16 protein-coding genes are annotated in these 14,704 nt (G+C 70.5%); 6 read left to right on the top strand and 10 right to left on the bottom strand.

The window, feature by feature from the left end; genetic code table 11:
• Positions 1–44: 44 nt before the first annotated feature.
• The 6 genes from ACQPYK_RS43445 to ACQPYK_RS43470 all read right to left on the bottom strand — a co-directional run bounded on the left by ACQPYK_RS43445 (position 45) and on the right by ACQPYK_RS43470 (position 5,755).
• Entirely contained in the window at positions 45–521 is a 477-nt protein-coding gene (locus tag ACQPYK_RS43445) for a hypothetical protein (RefSeq protein WP_433245448.1), read from the bottom strand.
• A gap of 132 nt (positions 522–653) precedes the next feature.
• A complete protein-coding gene (locus ACQPYK_RS43450) occupies positions 654–1,190 on the bottom strand; it encodes a hypothetical protein (RefSeq protein ID WP_433245451.1) in 537 nt (178 codons plus the stop codon).
• Positions 1,190–1,999: a DUF692 domain-containing protein gene (locus ACQPYK_RS43455; protein ID WP_433245454.1), complete on the bottom strand. Its 810-nt coding sequence runs from the start codon at positions 1,997–1,999 to the stop codon at positions 1,190–1,192. The genes ACQPYK_RS43450 and ACQPYK_RS43455 overlap by 1 nt, the downstream gene beginning before the upstream one ends.
• A 33-nt stretch (positions 2,000–2,032) precedes the next feature.
• The gene (locus ACQPYK_RS43460) at positions 2,033–3,052 is read right to left on the bottom strand and encodes a TIGR04222 domain-containing membrane protein (RefSeq protein WP_433245456.1); all 1,020 of its coding nucleotides are present in this window, start codon (positions 3,050–3,052) and stop codon (positions 2,033–2,035) included.
• Between the two features lie 85 nt (positions 3,053–3,137).
• A complete protein-coding gene (locus ACQPYK_RS43465; protein WP_433245459.1) occupies positions 3,138–4,937 on the bottom strand; it encodes a phosphoenolpyruvate carboxykinase (GTP) in 1,800 nt (599 codons plus the stop codon).
• Between the two features lie 290 nt (positions 4,938–5,227).
• On the bottom strand, positions 5,228–5,755 hold the full coding sequence (locus ACQPYK_RS43470; protein WP_433245462.1) for a hypothetical protein: 528 nt from the start codon (positions 5,753–5,755) through the stop codon (positions 5,228–5,230).
• 82 nt (positions 5,756–5,837) lie between these two features.
• Here ACQPYK_RS43470 and ACQPYK_RS43475 point away from each other — a divergent pair, with 82 nt between their 5' ends.
• Both ACQPYK_RS43475 and ACQPYK_RS43480 read left to right on the top strand, forming a co-directional pair.
• Positions 5,838–5,975, top strand: a complete 138-nt coding sequence (locus ACQPYK_RS43475) for a hypothetical protein (protein ID WP_433245465.1) — start codon at positions 5,838–5,840, stop codon at positions 5,973–5,975.
• The gene (locus tag ACQPYK_RS43480) at positions 5,972–6,571 is read left to right on the top strand and encodes a TetR family transcriptional regulator (RefSeq protein ID WP_433245467.1); all 600 of its coding nucleotides are present in this window, start codon (positions 5,972–5,974) and stop codon (positions 6,569–6,571) included. The genes ACQPYK_RS43475 and ACQPYK_RS43480 overlap by 4 nt, the downstream gene beginning before the upstream one ends.
• Positions 6,572–6,663: 92 nt before the next feature.
• Here the strand turns inward: ACQPYK_RS43480 and ACQPYK_RS43485 are convergent, their stop codons facing one another.
• The 3 genes from ACQPYK_RS43485 to ACQPYK_RS43495 all read right to left on the bottom strand — a co-directional run bounded on the left by ACQPYK_RS43485 (position 6,664) and on the right by ACQPYK_RS43495 (position 9,268).
• Positions 6,664–7,959, bottom strand: coding sequence for a C40 family peptidase (locus ACQPYK_RS43485; protein ID WP_433245470.1), 1,296 nt, complete (start codon positions 7,957–7,959; stop codon positions 6,664–6,666).
• Positions 7,960–8,233: 274 nt separating this feature from the next.
• A complete protein-coding gene (gene greA / locus ACQPYK_RS43490) occupies positions 8,234–8,734 on the bottom strand; it encodes a transcription elongation factor GreA (protein ID WP_433245473.1) in 501 nt (166 codons plus the stop codon).
• 105 nt (positions 8,735–8,839) lie between these two features.
• Positions 8,840–9,268, bottom strand: a complete 429-nt coding sequence (locus ACQPYK_RS43495; protein WP_433245476.1) for a DUF4307 domain-containing protein — start codon at positions 9,266–9,268, stop codon at positions 8,840–8,842.
• 230 nt (positions 9,269–9,498) lie between these two features.
• Here ACQPYK_RS43495 and mca point away from each other — a divergent pair, with 230 nt between their 5' ends.
• Both mca and ACQPYK_RS43505 read left to right on the top strand, forming a co-directional pair.
• Positions 9,499–10,383: a mycothiol conjugate amidase Mca gene (mca, locus tag ACQPYK_RS43500; protein WP_433245479.1), complete on the top strand. Its 885-nt coding sequence runs from the start codon at positions 9,499–9,501 to the stop codon at positions 10,381–10,383.
• 34 nt (positions 10,384–10,417) lie between these two features.
• Entirely contained in the window at positions 10,418–10,594 is a 177-nt protein-coding gene (locus ACQPYK_RS43505) for a hypothetical protein (RefSeq protein ID WP_433245482.1), read from the top strand.
• Positions 10,595–10,633: 39 nt separating this feature from the next.
• On the opposite strand, the gene ACQPYK_RS43510 is transcribed toward ACQPYK_RS43505, so the two are convergent.
• Positions 10,634–11,779 carry a hypothetical protein gene (locus ACQPYK_RS43510; RefSeq protein ID WP_433245485.1) on the bottom strand — a complete coding sequence of 382 codons (1,146 nt, stop codon included), beginning with the start codon at positions 11,777–11,779 and terminating at the stop codon, positions 10,634–10,636.
• Positions 11,780–11,834: 55 nt separating this feature from the next.
• Between ACQPYK_RS43510 and ACQPYK_RS43515 the strand changes: the two genes are divergently transcribed.
• Entirely contained in the window at positions 11,835–12,197 is a 363-nt protein-coding gene (locus ACQPYK_RS43515) for a nuclear transport factor 2 family protein (RefSeq protein WP_433245488.1), read from the top strand.
• A 302-nt stretch (positions 12,198–12,499) separates the two neighbouring features.
• A complete protein-coding gene (locus ACQPYK_RS43520; RefSeq protein WP_433245491.1) occupies positions 12,500–14,605 on the top strand; it encodes a thioredoxin domain-containing protein in 2,106 nt (701 codons plus the stop codon).
• Positions 14,606–14,704: the final 99 nt, after the last annotated feature.

The raw sequence follows: 14,704 nt of genomic DNA on the forward strand, positions 1-14,704 counted from the left end.
GCTGACAGGCAATTATCACCGCCCGGGAGACCTCTCCGCCCCGTCTATCGGGTTCTGGTCGGGTTGCCGGACTCCTGGGGTGCCAGGCACTCCTCCGCCTCGGTGACGAGCGATTCCACGAAGGCCGCCAGTTCGGCCGAGGTCAGCACCGCCCTCATGCCCACTCCACCACCGCCCCACGCCTCCACGAACGCCCGTCTGGTCAGCCGCCATTCGCCGGTGGCCCCGCGCTGGGCGGGGATCCAGATCGGGATGGTGCGCAGCTGACATCGGAGTTCGCCGCCGCTGACGATCCCGTTCCTCGTCCGGTAACGAAAGGCGAACAGTTCTTCCTCATCGGGGAACCGGTCGTCGGGATCGGGCCACTGCGCCTCGGAAACGGCACGGGCCTCGGCGACGCCCCGGGCCAACCGGACGAGGAGCCAGCCGCACCGCTCTCCCACCGTCCCGTAGAGCGCGCCGTCCCGGTGGAGTTCGAGCGTGATCTCGTACGGCAGGCCGACGCTGTCCCGGCACGCCACCGGCGTAACGGTCAGATACGACCCATCAAGGCAACGCAGTCCCCCCACCTCAGAGAGGGTATCCCCGGCACAGCCTGCCAAAACGTTCCCAACGAACGTTCCGGTGCCGGATGTGCCCGCGCCGCCCGAGGGTCATGATCCCCCCGCAGGGCCGGCGCGCTTGAGCAGTCTCCGGGCGCCGTCGCGCAGCCGCGACCATCGACGGGCCCCGGTGGCCGCTTCCCGCTCCGGCGGCACTCGCCCCGCCTCTCCGAGCCGTTCGGCGAAGTCCCGGGCGTCGGCACGGGAACCGCCGGGCGGCTTGGGGCGGCCACGGGCGTAGGCCTCGAACTCCCGCGCGAAGTCACCACCGAGCGCCGCGACGAGGTCCGGCCGGAGCCTGCCCACCGTCGCGCGCCGTTTGGAGATCAGGCTGGACGCCTGGATCCGCAGCCGCGCCTCGTCGAATCCCGCGGGCGGCTCCCCCTCCGCGACCAGGGCGGCCAGCAACCGCGCCTGGGCGGCGGCCAGTGCCTCCCGGGCACCGGCCGGCTCCTTCACGGCACCGGCCGGCTCCTTCACGGCACCGATCGGAGAGTCCTGGGCGACGGGCGGGGAGCCCTGAGCGGCGACCGGGGAATCCTGGGCGACGGGCGACGCGGCGCGAGCGTGATCGTCGGGTGCGATCATCAGACGCGGGCCATCGCGCCACGGATGCGGCCGAGCTCCGCTTCGAGCGCGGCGTCACTGGGATAGTCGTCGTCCCATTCGAGCAGCACGCCGGGCGGATCGACCCGGGCGCAGAGCTCGGACAGGATGTCCAGCACCTCATCGGGGACGCGCGCGGTGTGTGTGTCGTGCCAGACCCCGTGATGGGCGTGGCCACCAGCGACGTGCACGTAGGCGAGCTCGGACAGCGGCAGGCCGTCCAGCGCGCCGATGGCCGGCAGGCCCAGGTTGACCTGGTTGGTATAGAGGTTGGCCACATCGACCAGGAGGCCCACCCCGGTCATCTCCACCAGTTCGCCGAGGAACTGCGCCTCGGTCATCTCGTCCTCCGGCCAGCCGAACAGGGCCGCCACGTTCTCCAGGGCCAGCGGGACGGGAAGCGCCGCCTGCGCCCGCCGTACGTTGTCGGCGACCACCGAGAGCACGGCCCTGGTGCGCGGAACCGGGAGCAGGTGACCGGCCTCCATGCCGCCCGCGCGCACGAATGCCAGGTGCTCGCTGACCAGTGGCGCGTCCAGGGCCAGCGCGCAGGCCGCCAGGTGTGCCAGTCGGGCCGGATCAGGCGGCTCGGCCCCGCCCACGCCCAGCCCGACGCCGTGCGGGATGACCGGCGTCCCACGGGCGCGCAGCACCCGCAGCGACTCCGGGAGCCGGTCGGGACGCACGTTCTCCGCCACCACCTCGACGAAGTCGACGCCGGGCATGCGCTCCACGGTCAGATCGATCTCCGGCCGCCACCCGATGCCGACTCCCAGCCTCTCGCTCCCCATCACTACTCCTCCCCCGTCACCCACGGCGAACGCTCAGCCGCCACCGCATCCACCCCCGCATCCGCCGCCGCCGCAGCCCGACCCGCCGCCGCAGCTCGACCCGCCACCCGAGTCACCGCCCGAGTCTCCCCCGCCGCCCCAGCCGCCGGAGCCGAAGTCACCGCCGCCGCCATAGGAGGAGCCGTCGCCGTAGGAGGATCCGTCGGCCGGGCCGGAAGAGCCGCCGCCACAGGCGCCCCCGGCGCAGCTGGAGCCGGTCGCGGCCCCCTGGGCCTGCGCGCGGTTCAGCTCCGCCGCCAGAGCGGGATCCTCCAGCTCGTCCAATCCGTACAGGGCGACCGGGATCGCGACCGCGAGGGCCAGGTCGGAGGTCGCGGGGCGGGCGCCGCGTACGTGGATCCTGCGGGCGGAGGCGAGCGCCTCGCCTCCGGCCTCGCTGACGACTCCTCGCAGTGCCCGCTTCTGCCGGGAGTAGGTGACCAGACCGCCGACCCCGGCCAGGCCGCTCGCCACCGCGGAGCCCACGCTGAGGAACCCCCAGGAGGTGATGGTGAGAATGGCGGCGACCTCGCAGACGCCCGCGATCGCCGTGAGGATCGGCAGCCGGTTCAGCAGCCTCCGCGCCTCGGCGAGCGCGCCTTCGGGCACCAGCAGGCCCGTTCCCACCAGGCGGTAGCGCAGGCCGTCCATGGCCTGCCCCTGGGCCACCGTATGGCGCAGCTCCGCCGCGAGGCAGGAGTTGCCGCGGGCGCGGAGGGCGTCGAGGACGGCCTGCTCGATCGCCTCGGAGCGGTCCAGGGCCCCGATCACGAGGCTGACCTGCCCGCCCCGCGACACCCGGACGGCACCGGCCCTGGCCAGCAGGCCGAGCGCGGTGTTGACCACCCGGCGCGGCCCGCCGGACAGATAGGCGAGCTCGTAGGGGCCCAGCTCGGGATGGCCGGAACCGGGCGCGGCCGAGCGAACCCTGCGATGCTCGTCGTGCAGCGCCGCCACCGTGCGCTGGACGGCCACGGCGAGAACGAGGGACGTGACGAACAGTACGAACTCCATGTCCGCCTCCGGGGGGAAGGCGGGGCGTGTGCCCCGTTGTCATGTAGACGCACGGGGCCGCACGGAAGTTGCAGTCGCCGGGACCTCAGTTCAGCCGGTCGACCAGCGCGTTGTACTCCTCCCAGAGCTCCTTGGGAAGGTGGTCGCCGAAAGTCTCGAAGAAGGCCGGGATCAGCGACGCCTCGTCCTTCCAGATCTCCTTGTCCACGCTCAGCAGGGTCCGCAGATCCTCGGCGGAGATGTCGAGGCCCTCGGTGTCGAGCTCGGCGGGGAGCAGGCCGATCGGGGTCCGCACCGCGTCGGCTTCACCGTTGAGGCGGTCGACGATCCACTTGAGCACGCGGCTGTTCTCTCCGAAGCCGGGCCAGATGAACTTGCCGTCGTCGTTCTTGCGGAACCAGTTGACGTAGTAGATGCGCGGCAGCCGGACATTCTCGCGCTGGCCCATCTTGACCCAGTGGGCGAAGTAGTCACCCATGTTGTATCCGCAGAACGGCAGCATCGCGAACGGGTCGCGGCGCAGCTCGCCGACCTTCCCCTCGGCCGCGGCGGTCTTCTCCGAGGCGATGTTGGCGCCGGTGAAGACACCGTGCTGCCAGCTCAGCGTCTCGGTCACCAGGGGGACCGCGGTGGCGCGGCGGCCGCCGAACAGGATCGCCGAGATCGGCACGCCCTTGGGGTCCTGCCACTCGGGGGCGATGGTCGGGCACTGCGCGGCGGGCACCGCGAAGCGGGCGTTCGGGTGGGCGGCGGGCTCGGCGCTGTCCGGGGTCCAGTCGCGCCCCTTCCAGTCGGTCAGGTGCGCCGGAGGCTCCTCGGTCAGCCCTTCCCACCACACGTCGCCGTCGTCGGTGAGGGCGACGTTGGTGAAGATGCTGTTACCCCAGAGCGTGTTGATCGCGTTGGCGTTGGTGGCCTCGCCGGTGCCCGGCGCCACGCCGAAGAAGCCCGCTTCGGGGTTGATGGCGTACAGGCGGCCGTCGGCGCCGAAGCGCATCCAGGCGATGTCGTCGCCGACCGTCTCGACCTTCCAGCCCGGAATCGTCGGCTGGAGCATGGCGAGGTTGGTCTTGCCGCACGCGCTGGGGAACGCCGCCGCGATGTAGCGGGTCTCCCCGGACGGCGGGGTCAGCTTGAGGATGAGCATGTGCTCGGCCAGCCAGCCCTCGTCGCGGGCCATCGTGCTGGCGATCCGCAGCGCGTAGCACTTCTTGCCGAGCAGCGCGTTGCCGCCGTAGCCCGAGCCGTAGGACCAGATCTCGCGGGTCTCGGGGAAGTGGCTGATGTATTTGGTGGAGTTGCACGGCCACGGCACGTCGGCCTGACCGGGCTCCAGCGGGGCGCCGACCGAGTGGACGGCCTTGACGTAGCCTTCCCGCTCCTCGATGAGCCGCAGCGCCGCGTCACCCATGCGCGTCATGATGCGCATCGACACGACCACGTAGGGTGAGTCGGTGATCTCGACGCCGAGCTGGGAGATCTCCCCGCCCAGCGGGCCCATGCAGAACGGCACGACGTACATGGTGCGGCCGCGCATGCTGCCCTTGAAGATCTCACCGAAGGTGCGGCGCATCTCGGCGGGGGCGATCCAGTTGTTGGTCGGCCCGGCGTCCTCTTCGCGCTCGGAGCAGATGTAGGTGCGGTCCTCGACGCGGGCGACGTCGCTGGGGTCCGAGGCGGCATAGAAGCTGTTCTGCCGTTTGGCCAGGCGCGTGAACGTTCCCTGCTCGACCAGCAGATTCGTCAGGCGCGTCCACTCGGTCTCCGAGCCGTCACACCATTCGATCCGGTCGGGCTGGGTGAGCTCGGCGATCTCCTTGACCCATGCGGCCAGCTCTGTGTGGCTGGTCGGGCTGGGGGCGGTTACGTCTGCGATAACGGACACTGCTGCGGCTCCTTACGCTTCTCAGGGCCAAAACATCATTGACCGGAAAACCGCACTTAATCCAATTGGCATAGACCAGTGAATTCATGCGGTTAGACGTCGTGATGTCCTCGGTCCTCCCATGTCGCCGGACATACGGGCTGGCAGAGGCCGCGACGTTCTGAGGGACGTACCCACGAGAAGAGAAACTAAAGAAAGCCGTTTCGGCAGTGGTATAGGCCAATTACAGAGGTCTAAACCAATCGCTGAACAGGTTCAGACCAATTTCCGCCCGTTTTCCCTGCCCAGCCTCAGGTGTTCACGTCGGGGCCGGACGCTCGTACGCGGTCGACATGCTGGAGCGCGTCCCGCAGATCGGTCAGCCAGGTGTCGGTGTGCTTGCCCACCAGGCGTACGCACCAGGCCAGCGCGTCACTGCGACTACGCGCCACCCCGGCGGCCACGAGGGTGTCGAGCACCCGCCGTTCCGACTGGCGCAACCGGGTCATGACCGGCACTGACAGTGTGGTGAACATCACCGTCTGGTCACCGACGGCGACTCCCCAGGAGACCTTCCGGCGGAAGCGGTGCTCGGCCTCCAGCGCGATCTCGATGCGTCGCTCCCTGGTCTCCTCCCGGAAACGCTGCACGCCGCCCTCCACGGCGGCGGCCCGCTCGACATCGGAGACGTCGTCGCCGAGCGCCGGGGCCTGGAGTCTGCCGATGACGGCGATCTCCTCGCGGTCGAGCACGATCTCCGGCTGCCCCTCGAACCACTCCTCGGGCAACCGGCCGGAGAACCAGCCCCGGAGCTTCGTCACTGCTTCGTCGTTTTCCATGTAATTGAGATTACATGGCTTCATCCCATGTTGCCAGCACCTCTTCCCGACATCCGTCCGCGCTTCTCGCAGGCGCCGGTGCGTGGTGTTCGCGGCGATGTTCGCGGCGGTGTTCGCGGCGGTGTTCGGATGCACGCCAGGCACGATGGATATCCGGATGCGCGAGCCAGACACGACGGATGTTCAGATGCGCGACCCAGGCATGACAATCGGCACATGAGCTCACCTCCGCGCGCCGAAGGACTGCGCGAACGAAAGAAGGCCAAGACCAGGCGGACGATCCAGGACCACGCCCTGAGACTGTTCGCCGAGCAGGGATACGAGACCACGACGGTCGAGCAGATCGCCGAGGCCTCGGAGATCTCACCCAGCACCTTCTTCCGCTATTTCCCCTCCAAGGAGGACGTCGTCGTCCACGACGACTACGACCCCCTCCTGGCGGAACTGCTGGCCGCGCAGCCGGCGGAGCTCGCCCCCGTCCCCGCGCTGCGCGCCACCGTGCGCGAGGCGTTCGGGCGGCTTCCCCGTGAGGAGGAGCTGCAGCTCCTCACCCGCACCAGGCTGCAGCTCGGCCACGCCGCTCTGCGCGGCAAGACGGTGGACGGAATGATCAAGACCATTGACATGCTCGCCGAGGGCATCGCCCGGCGCCGCGGGCTCGAGTCCCCCGACCTGCTCAGCCGCACGACGGCCGGGGCCGTGTTCGGCGCGCTGCTCCCGGCCGTGTTCGCCTGGGCGGAGGCCGACGGCGCCCGGCGGCTGGCCGACGACGTCGACGAGGCGCTCGCCCTCCTGGAGTCGGGCCTGCGCCCCTGAGCCCGTCGCGGCGCTTCAGCGGACCCGGGCTGCGGCCCTGAGCCCGTCCCGGCGCTCAGTCGAGCCTGTGCCCCTGAGCCCCTCGCGGCGCTTCAGCGGACCCGGGCTGCGACCGCCGGACTGATCCGCACCGCCCCGGCGAAATTGCGGGTGCTGACGGGACTGAGCTTGACCACGTCGCCGGTCCTGGGGGCCTGCAGCATCTTGCCGTTGCCCCAGTAGATCGCCACGTGCGAGACGTAGCCCGGGTTGGTCGGGTCGTGCCGCCAGAACAGCAGGTCCCCGGGCTGAACCTGGGAGAGCGGGATCTGCGGGCCCGAGACGAACTGCTGGTGCGTCACCCGGGGCACCTTGACGCCCGCCTGGGCGTAGGCCCACTGGACCAGGCCGGAGCAGTCGAAGGTGTCCGGCCCCTCGGCGCCCCACACGTAGGGGCGGCCGAGCTTGCTGATCGCCGCGGTGAGCGCGGTCTTGACCTGTGCCACGGTCATGAAGGCGCCGGCCGACCAGACCGTGTGCCCGTTCTGCCCCTGCCCCGTGTTCCTGGCGACCGACAGCACCGGGTTGATCGTGGCGATCTGACTGCCCCGGGGCAGGATTCGCAGCAGGGCGCGTCGCAGCTTGGCCGAGTCGGCCCGTGGGGCGCTCACCACCAGCGCGTTGTTCTCCGGGATGCCCAGGGATCGCGCGGTCTGCCGGGAGACGACGGCGTCGATGTCCCCCATGCCCATCGTCGCGTAGGCCCCCACCCGCAGGGTCCGTCCGGCAGTGGTGAAGGTCTTGCCCAGCGGCATGCCGCCGTCGTTGCCGAGGACGAAGGAGACGGCGATCTCACCGGCCGAGACGTTGCGCCAGAGCCTGTCGGAACGCGCGGTCGGTTTGGGAGTGTAGGCGCGGAACGTCGAGGGGTTCACCCCCAGGGTCTGCACCCGCTTGCCGTCCATGCCCACCTCCGCCGCGTCGGCGCGCTCCACCGCCCGCACCCCGGCGACCTGCGCGACCTTCGCCACCACGGACGAGCGCAGCGGCTTGGCGGCGACGACGAACAGATGCGGCCGGTGAGTGGAGGTCAGCGGGGCCACCGGAGGCGGCGGGGCCTGCGTGGGCGTGACCGCGGACGCGTCGCCCTGCACGGTCCGTACGGCGACGGGCCTGCGCAGGGCGACCGTCGTCTCCGGAGGCTGGCCCGGCAGCTGAGTGACGACCACCACGGTGGTCGCCAGCACGGCGGCGAAGAGGATCACGATGGCGAAGATCACCGGTCGCGGCAGGCCGACGCCGCGGTGACCGTGGCCTTGGCCGGGACCTTGGCCGATGCGCGGGCGGTAGGCGAGGTCCTGCCGGGCCTCATGGACCAGGTCGGAGACACGTGTCCGCCGATCCAGCACGAGATCCCCCTTTTCACCCGTTCGGACCCAGCCTTGAGCGGGCGCCGTACATCCGGCTCTAAGAGAGTGCCGCACACCGCGCCAGGATGCACGCGAAACCACCGAAACACTCTGTTATCCCTGACACAGTCACAAGCCGCCCTACAAGCCTCAGAGCCCGCCTTCGGCGACATCTTCGCCAGAAGGCAGGTTCTGCTCCCTCAAGGGACAGGCCCCGGAACACGGCGATCCGCCGGGACGTCTTTCCCGGCGGATCAGTCAGGTTCGGGCGAGGTCAGTTGCCGATGTAGGGAACGGCCTCAAGGATCTCGACGGTGTTGGAACGGCCGTTCGGCATCGTGTAGGTGGCCTTCTCACCGATCTTCTTGCCGTTGATCGCCGCACCCAGCGGCGACTTGGGCGAGTAGACGTCGATCGGGGCGCCGCTCTCCTCGCGGGAGGCCAGCAGGAAGGCGACCTCCTCGTCGTCGCCCTCGAAGCGCACCGTGACGGTCATGCCGGGGCCGACCACGCCCTCGGTGCGCGGCGCCTCGCCGACCTTCGCGTTGTCGATGATCTGACGAAGGTGGAAGATGCGGGCCTCCATCTTGCCCTGCTCGTCCTTGGCGGCGTGGTATCCGCCGTTCTCCTTCAGGTCGCCCTCTTCGCGGGCGGCTTCGATCTTCTTGGCGATGTCGACGCGCCCGGGCCCCGAGAGGTGTTCGAACTCCGCCTTCAGGCGGTCGTACGCCTCCTGAGTGAGCCAGGTGACGCTCTCGTTGTGGGAGTCGGCCACGGGTTCTCCTTGCTTCCTCTATGGGGGCTTCGTACTTGGGTAGCTGACGTTCGAACTGCGAAAGGCTAACAAGTTAACCGCTCGAACGCTTCCCCAAATATCTCACTATACGAGATAGCAGTGGTGGACGGCGCCTGAAGTGGCCTGGGCACTGGTCTCTAGCCGTTCAGTAAGCCGGACATATCCCTCACCAGCCGGAATAGTGACCTCGCGGCTGCCCACCTCCGCGTGGGAGACGTCCAGCGCCTGCAACCGGCAGAGGGCCGCGCGATCGGATGGCTTGACCACTTCGAAGGTGATCTGAATAGAATCGCCGCGGCTGGCATCGAAAGCGATGACCTGGTCGATGACCTCGATGTTCCCCTTGGACGCCCACATCACGTAGCCCCATCCCCCGGCGCACACCGCGCACAGGATCGCGATCACGATGTGCACGACGAAGCGCCCCCTGCGCTCCGGGCGGTCGGGGAAGTCGCCCGGGGTGCCGAGAACCGGACCGTTCTGTCGGCCCTTCTCGGCCTCGCTGGTGGCCATGACGGAATCTCCCTGCACTACCTCGGCGTTATCCGAGACAATTGTCCCGTGCGGGGGCCTCGCCCCCGCGACCGCCATAAGAGAAACTAACCTCTCTCTAGAGTGACCCAGGCCAACCTAGGGAGCGGCACGGCATCCGAGCGAGCATCGCGGACGGTACGGCGAAGCCGTCCGGACGCGAGACGGGGCGAGGATCCGAGCGTGACCTATGAAGAGGAGACATCGAGCCCGTGAGTGCACCGCTGAGGCTGATGGCCGTTCACGCCCATCCTGACGACGAGTCGAGCAAGGGTGCGGCCACGATGGCGCGTTACGTCGCGGAAGGCGTGGACGTGCTCGTCTGTACCCTCACCGGGGGTGAACGTGGCTCAATTTTGAACCCCAAGATGGACCGCCCGGAGATCCTGGAGAACATCGGCGAGGTCCGGCGCCTGGAGATGGAGCGCGCCCGGGAGATCCTCGGCGTGCGGCAGCGTTTCATGGGCTTCATCGACTCGGGCCTGCCGGAGGACGAGAACGAGCCGCTGCCCGAGGGCTGCTTCGCCCTCCAGCCGATCGAGGTCGCCTCGGCGCCGCTGGTCGCCGCCGTACGCGAGTTCAGGCCGCACGTCATCCTGACCTACGACGACGACGGCGGCTACCCGCACCCCGACCACATCATGACCAACCGCGTCTCGGTGGAGGCCTTCGAGGCGGCGGGCGATCCCGACCGCTACCCCGAGGCCGGGGAGCCCTGGCAGCCGCTCAAGCTCTACTACCACATGGGCTTCACCAAGGACCGGTTCGAGGCGTTGCACGAGGCGATGAACGCTCGCGGCATCGGCTCCCCCTACGCCGACTGGATCGCGCGCTGGGAGGACCGCCCGCAGAAGTGGCCGGTGACCACGCGTATCCCCTGCGGGGACTACTTCGAGGTCCGCGACGAGGCTCTGATGGCCCATGCCACCCAGGTCGACCCGGACGGTTTCTGGTTCGTCTGCCCGCGCGACCTGCAGCGTGAGATCTGGCCGACCGAGGACTATCACCTGGCCCGCTCCCTGGTCGACACCGAGCTTCCCGAGGACGACCTGTTCACCGGCATTCACGCCGAAGAGGTCTCGCCCGCCTGCCACTGACACGACCGCGGGAGGGCGGTGGCAGACTTGAGTTGTGATTGCACTAGACACCGCCCTCCAAGGTGACGTCAGCCCCGGCCTGATGGGATTCCTCATCGTCGCGGCGCTGGGGCTCGCGCTGTTCCTGCTCGTGAAGTCGATGAGGAAGCAGATCTCCAAGATCGAGGTCCCGTCCGAGTCCGAGCTGAACAAGCGCAAGCCCACCGCCTGACCGGGTTCCGGCCGCCGCCGCGTTCCCGGCCCGCCCGCCTCAGTCCGTCGACCAGGCCCGTTCCAGGGCTTTGGGCAGGCCCCAGTGGCCCAGCGGGGTCAGCACCTCGCTCTTGTCGACGATCCCCAGGCACGCCCACAGCGGCGTGACCGAGCTGAAGAGCGTCTCCGCCGCCTCCAGGTCCTCCGGCTCGTCCATCTGGACGTCGATGTCCTCGGACTCGGCGATGAGCCGGGCGATCCGCTCGGGCGAGGCCAGCACCCCGGGGCCGCGCCGTGCCAGGGCGGCCACCACGGCCAGCCAGTCCGCGTGGTGGATCGCGCACAGCGAGGCCAGCACCGAGTCCTCGTGGCTGAGCTCGCCCTCCAGATCGGCGAACCTCTCGGGGGTGTCGTCGTCCTCGGGCAGATCCGAGATCGGTCCGGCGATGCCCGCCGTGACGGTCAGCCAGAGCTCCTCGTCGTCGGAGGGCAGCGGCTCCCCGTCGTATCCGGCGCAGGCCCGCAGCACGTTGCCCGGATAGCCGGGGCCGGCCAGCATCTCGCGCAGCCGTGCGCACGCAGCCCGCAGGTCCCCGGCGGGTCGCGCGGGAGCGGGCAGGCCGGCCAGGATGCGCCGCAGTTCGCTGAGCGCGAAGGCCTCCTCCTCGTCCCAGGCCGCGAACAGCTCCTCGTCCTGCTCGTCGCTGACCGCGATCCCGGGCACCCTGCCGTCGGGCAACGGGCTGTTGAGCCAGCGCTCCTGCAGGTCTTCGTAGGCCTCCCTGGCCTCCTCGTCGCCCGTCGCGAGCGCGTCCGGATCGACCTCCCGGGCGGCGACCCGGCCCTCCAGGTAGGCGACCAGCCCGTGGAACATCTCCTCGGCGACCGGCCCCCGCTCGTCCTCCTCGGGCCACACGAAGAAGCTCCGGGTGAGCAGGAGCGGCTCGGTGCCGGTGGACTCCAGCCACCGTTGCACGTCGCCCACGGTCGCGCTGCCGGACTCGATCGCGCTCAGCGTCGCCTTGGCCGACTCCCAGAAGGGCAGGGACAGCGGGTTTCCCGCCGCCATCAACGCTCGGCGCAGGTCGGGAAGGGCCACCAGTGCCACTCCCGACGGCACCGCGAGCAGTGCACGGGCCACATCACGGCGGGTCAGCTCGGTGGCGGGCCGGCCGGCGTGCACACAGACGAAGTCGAGATCCACGCCCAGTGAGCCTACGCCCGAAGCCGCGGGAACACACCTTCCGCCCCGGCAACACGTGCGCGCCCGCCTCCGCGACTACCTCGAGACCGTGTGGAACCAGGGCCGCGCCGACCTCGCCGGCCGGTATCTGGCCGAAGACCTCATCCAGCACAACCCGAACCTCCCCGACGGCCGGACCCCGGTGGCCGAGTTCGTCGACGGCTTCCGCAAGCAGGTCCCGCAGGGCCGCTTCGAGATCCGCCGCCTGGCCGCCGACGGCGACCTGGTGTTCACCCACAGCCACTTCACCGCGCACGAGGGCGACCCCGGCATGGCCGTCGTCGACGTCTTCCGCGTCGCCGAGGGGCTGATCGCCGAACACTGGGACGTCAAGGAGAACGTGCCCGAGACCACAGCCGGCGGCCACCCGATCGTCTGAGAGCACCGGGACGTCCCGGCCGCCATCCGGCTTCCCCCTCCCCGGGGAGCCGGACGGCGGCCTTCCCACCACGTTCGGCCCGCCCACCGCGTTCGGCCCGCCCACCGCGTTCGGCCCGTTCACGGGGCCACGGCGGACCGGCCGAGGGCGCCAACGGACACCGGCGTACCGCCCCGACCGCCGCCCCACGCTCACCTCGTCGTCCTCGTACCGGTTTACTGTGGGAAGGACCGTGCGGGCGGAGACCGCGACGCGCGACCTCCACGCCCCTCGCGCGAGGCGAATGCACGCAGGAGATCGTTATGAACCGTTTGAAGGATGCGACGAGCCCCTACCTGTTGCAGCACGCGGACAATCCCGTCGACTGGTTCCCCTGGGGCGAGGAGGCCTTCGAGGAGGCCCGGCGACGGGACGTGCCGTTGCTGATCTCCGTCGGCTACTCGGCCTGCCACTGGTGTCACGTGATGGCGCACGAGTCGTTCGAGGACGAGGGCACCGCCGCGCTGATGAACGAACGCTTCGTCAACGTCAAGGTGGACCGCGAGGAGCGGCCGGACGTCGACGCGGTCTACATGACGGCCACCCAGGCCATGACCGGTCAGGGCGGGTGGCCGATGACCGTCTTCGCCACCCCGCAGGGGCACCCCTTCTACACCGGGACCTATTTCCCCAGGCCCCAGTTCCAGCGGCTGCTGGCCGGGGTGTCGAACGCCTGGAACGACGATCGTCAGGCGGTCGTCGAGCAGAGCTCGAAGATCGTGGAGGCGCTGAACCGGCAGGCGGAGTTCCCGCCGGGTCCGCTGCCCGCTCCGAGCACGCTGGCGCGGGCCGTACACACGCTCAACCTGTCCTTCGACCCGGTGCGCGGCGGCTTCGGCGGAGCGCCCAAGTTTCCGCCGTCGATGGCACTGGAGTTCCTGCTGCGGTACGGCGCCGCCGCCGGAGCCGGGAGCGCGGACGGGCCGGGACAGAGCGAGCCGGGACAGAGCGAGCCGGGACAGAGCGAGCCGGGACAGAGCGAGCCGGGACAGGGTGAGCCGGGAGCTTCGCGAGCCGGGGAGGAGCCCGAGGCGGACGCCGCGACGGCGATGACGATGGCCGAGCGGACGCTGGAGGCCATGGCCAGGGGTGGGATCTACGACCAGCTCGGTGGCGGCTTCGCCCGCTACAGCGTGGACGCCGGCTGGGTGGTGCCGCACTTCGAGAAGATGCTCTACGACAACGCGCTGCTGCTGCGGGTCTACGCGCACTGGTGGCGCTCCACCGGCTCGGCCCTGGCCCGGCGGGTGGCCCTGGAGACGGCCGACTGGCTGCTGGCCGAGATGCGCACCCCCGAGGGGGGCTTCGCCTCCGCTCTGGACGCCGACAGCGAGGGCGTGGAGGGCAAGTTCTACGCCTGGACCCCCGAGGAGATCCACGAGGTCCTGGGCGAGGAGGACGGCGCCTGGGCGGTCGAGCTGTTCGAGGTGACCGGCACGTTCGAGCACGGCACCTCGGTGCTGCAGCTGCCGTCCGATCCGCAGGACGACGAGCGGTTCGCCCGGGTCCGCGCCGCGCTGCTGGCGGCGCGGGCCCGCCGGGTACGGCCCGGCCGGGACGACAAGGTGGTGGCCGCCTGGAACGGCCTGGCCATCGCCGCGCTGGCCGAGACCGGAGCCCTGTTCGAGCGGCCCGACCTGGTGGAGGCGGCGCGGGCCGCCGCCATACTCCTCGACGAGCTGCACGTGGACGGCGACCGGCTGCTGCGCACCTCCCGCGACGGCCGCGCGGGCACCAACGCGGGGGTCCTGGAAGACTACGCGGATCTCGCCGAAGGTCTGCTCGCCCTGTACGGCGTGACCGGGGAGGTCCGCTGGTTCCGGCGGGCCGGGGCGCTGCTGGAGGCCGTCCTCGACCGGTTCCCCGACGGCTCCGGTGGCTTCTTCGACACCGCCGACGACTCTGAGCGGCTGTTCCAGCGCCCACAGGACCCCACCGACAACGCGACCCCCTCGGGCCGGTTCGCCGCCGCCGGGGCGCTGCTGTCGTATGCGGCCCTGACCGGCTCGGCCCGGCACCGGGAGAGCGCCGAGTCGGCCCTCGGCACGGTGACCGTCCTGGCCGGCAAGCACGCGCGGTTCGCGGGGTGGGGGCTCGCGGTGGCACAGGCCGCCGTCTCCGGGCCGGTAGAGGTCGCGATCGTGGGTCCGCGCGACGATCCGGCGACCTCCGCGCTGCACCGGGCCGCCCTGATGTCCCCCGTTCCCGGGCTGGTCGTCGCGCTCGGCGAGCCCGGAGCGACCGAGGTCCCGCTTCTCGAGGGCCGGGGGCCGGTGGACGGGGTCCCGGCGGCCTACGTGTGCCGCGGGTTCGCCTGCAGGATGCCCGTCACCACGGTGGCCGCGCTACGGGCCGAGCTGGCCTCCTGAAGACTCCCGGACGGCGCCCCGAGGCGGGGGCCACGTCCGGGAGTCGCGGGAAGAGGCCTCGGCCCTCGCGGGCCTCGAAGGCCATCGCACTCCCCGAGC

This window comes from Streptosporangium sp. CA-135522 (assembly GCF_050949235.1).
GTDB lineage: Bacteria > Actinomycetota > Actinomycetes > Streptosporangiales > Streptosporangiaceae > Streptosporangium.

Excerpts from the sequence above, each read along its gene's own strand:
- ACQPYK_RS43470 (WP_433245462.1), bottom strand. The coding sequence starts at position 5,755 with ATGGAAAACGACGAAGCAGTGACGAAGCTCCGGGGCTGGTTCTCCGGC.
- ACQPYK_RS43495 (WP_433245476.1), bottom strand. The coding sequence starts at position 9,268 with ATGGCCACCAGCGAGGCCGAGAAGGGCCGACAGAACGGTCCGGTTCTC.
- ACQPYK_RS43520 (WP_433245491.1), top strand. The coding sequence starts at position 12,500 with ATGAACCGTTTGAAGGATGCGACGAGCCCCTACCTGTTGCAGCACGCG.
- ACQPYK_RS43460 (WP_433245456.1), bottom strand. The coding sequence starts at position 3,052 with ATGGAGTTCGTACTGTTCGTCACGTCCCTCGTTCTCGCCGTGGCCGTC.
- ACQPYK_RS43450 (WP_433245451.1), bottom strand. The coding sequence starts at position 1,190 with ATGATCGCACCCGACGATCACGCTCGCGCCGCGTCGCCCGTCGCCCAG.
- ACQPYK_RS43480 (WP_433245467.1), top strand. The coding sequence starts at position 5,972 with ATGAGCTCACCTCCGCGCGCCGAAGGACTGCGCGAACGAAAGAAGGCC.
- ACQPYK_RS43455 (WP_433245454.1), bottom strand. The coding sequence starts at position 1,999 with ATGGGGAGCGAGAGGCTGGGAGTCGGCATCGGGTGGCGGCCGGAGATC.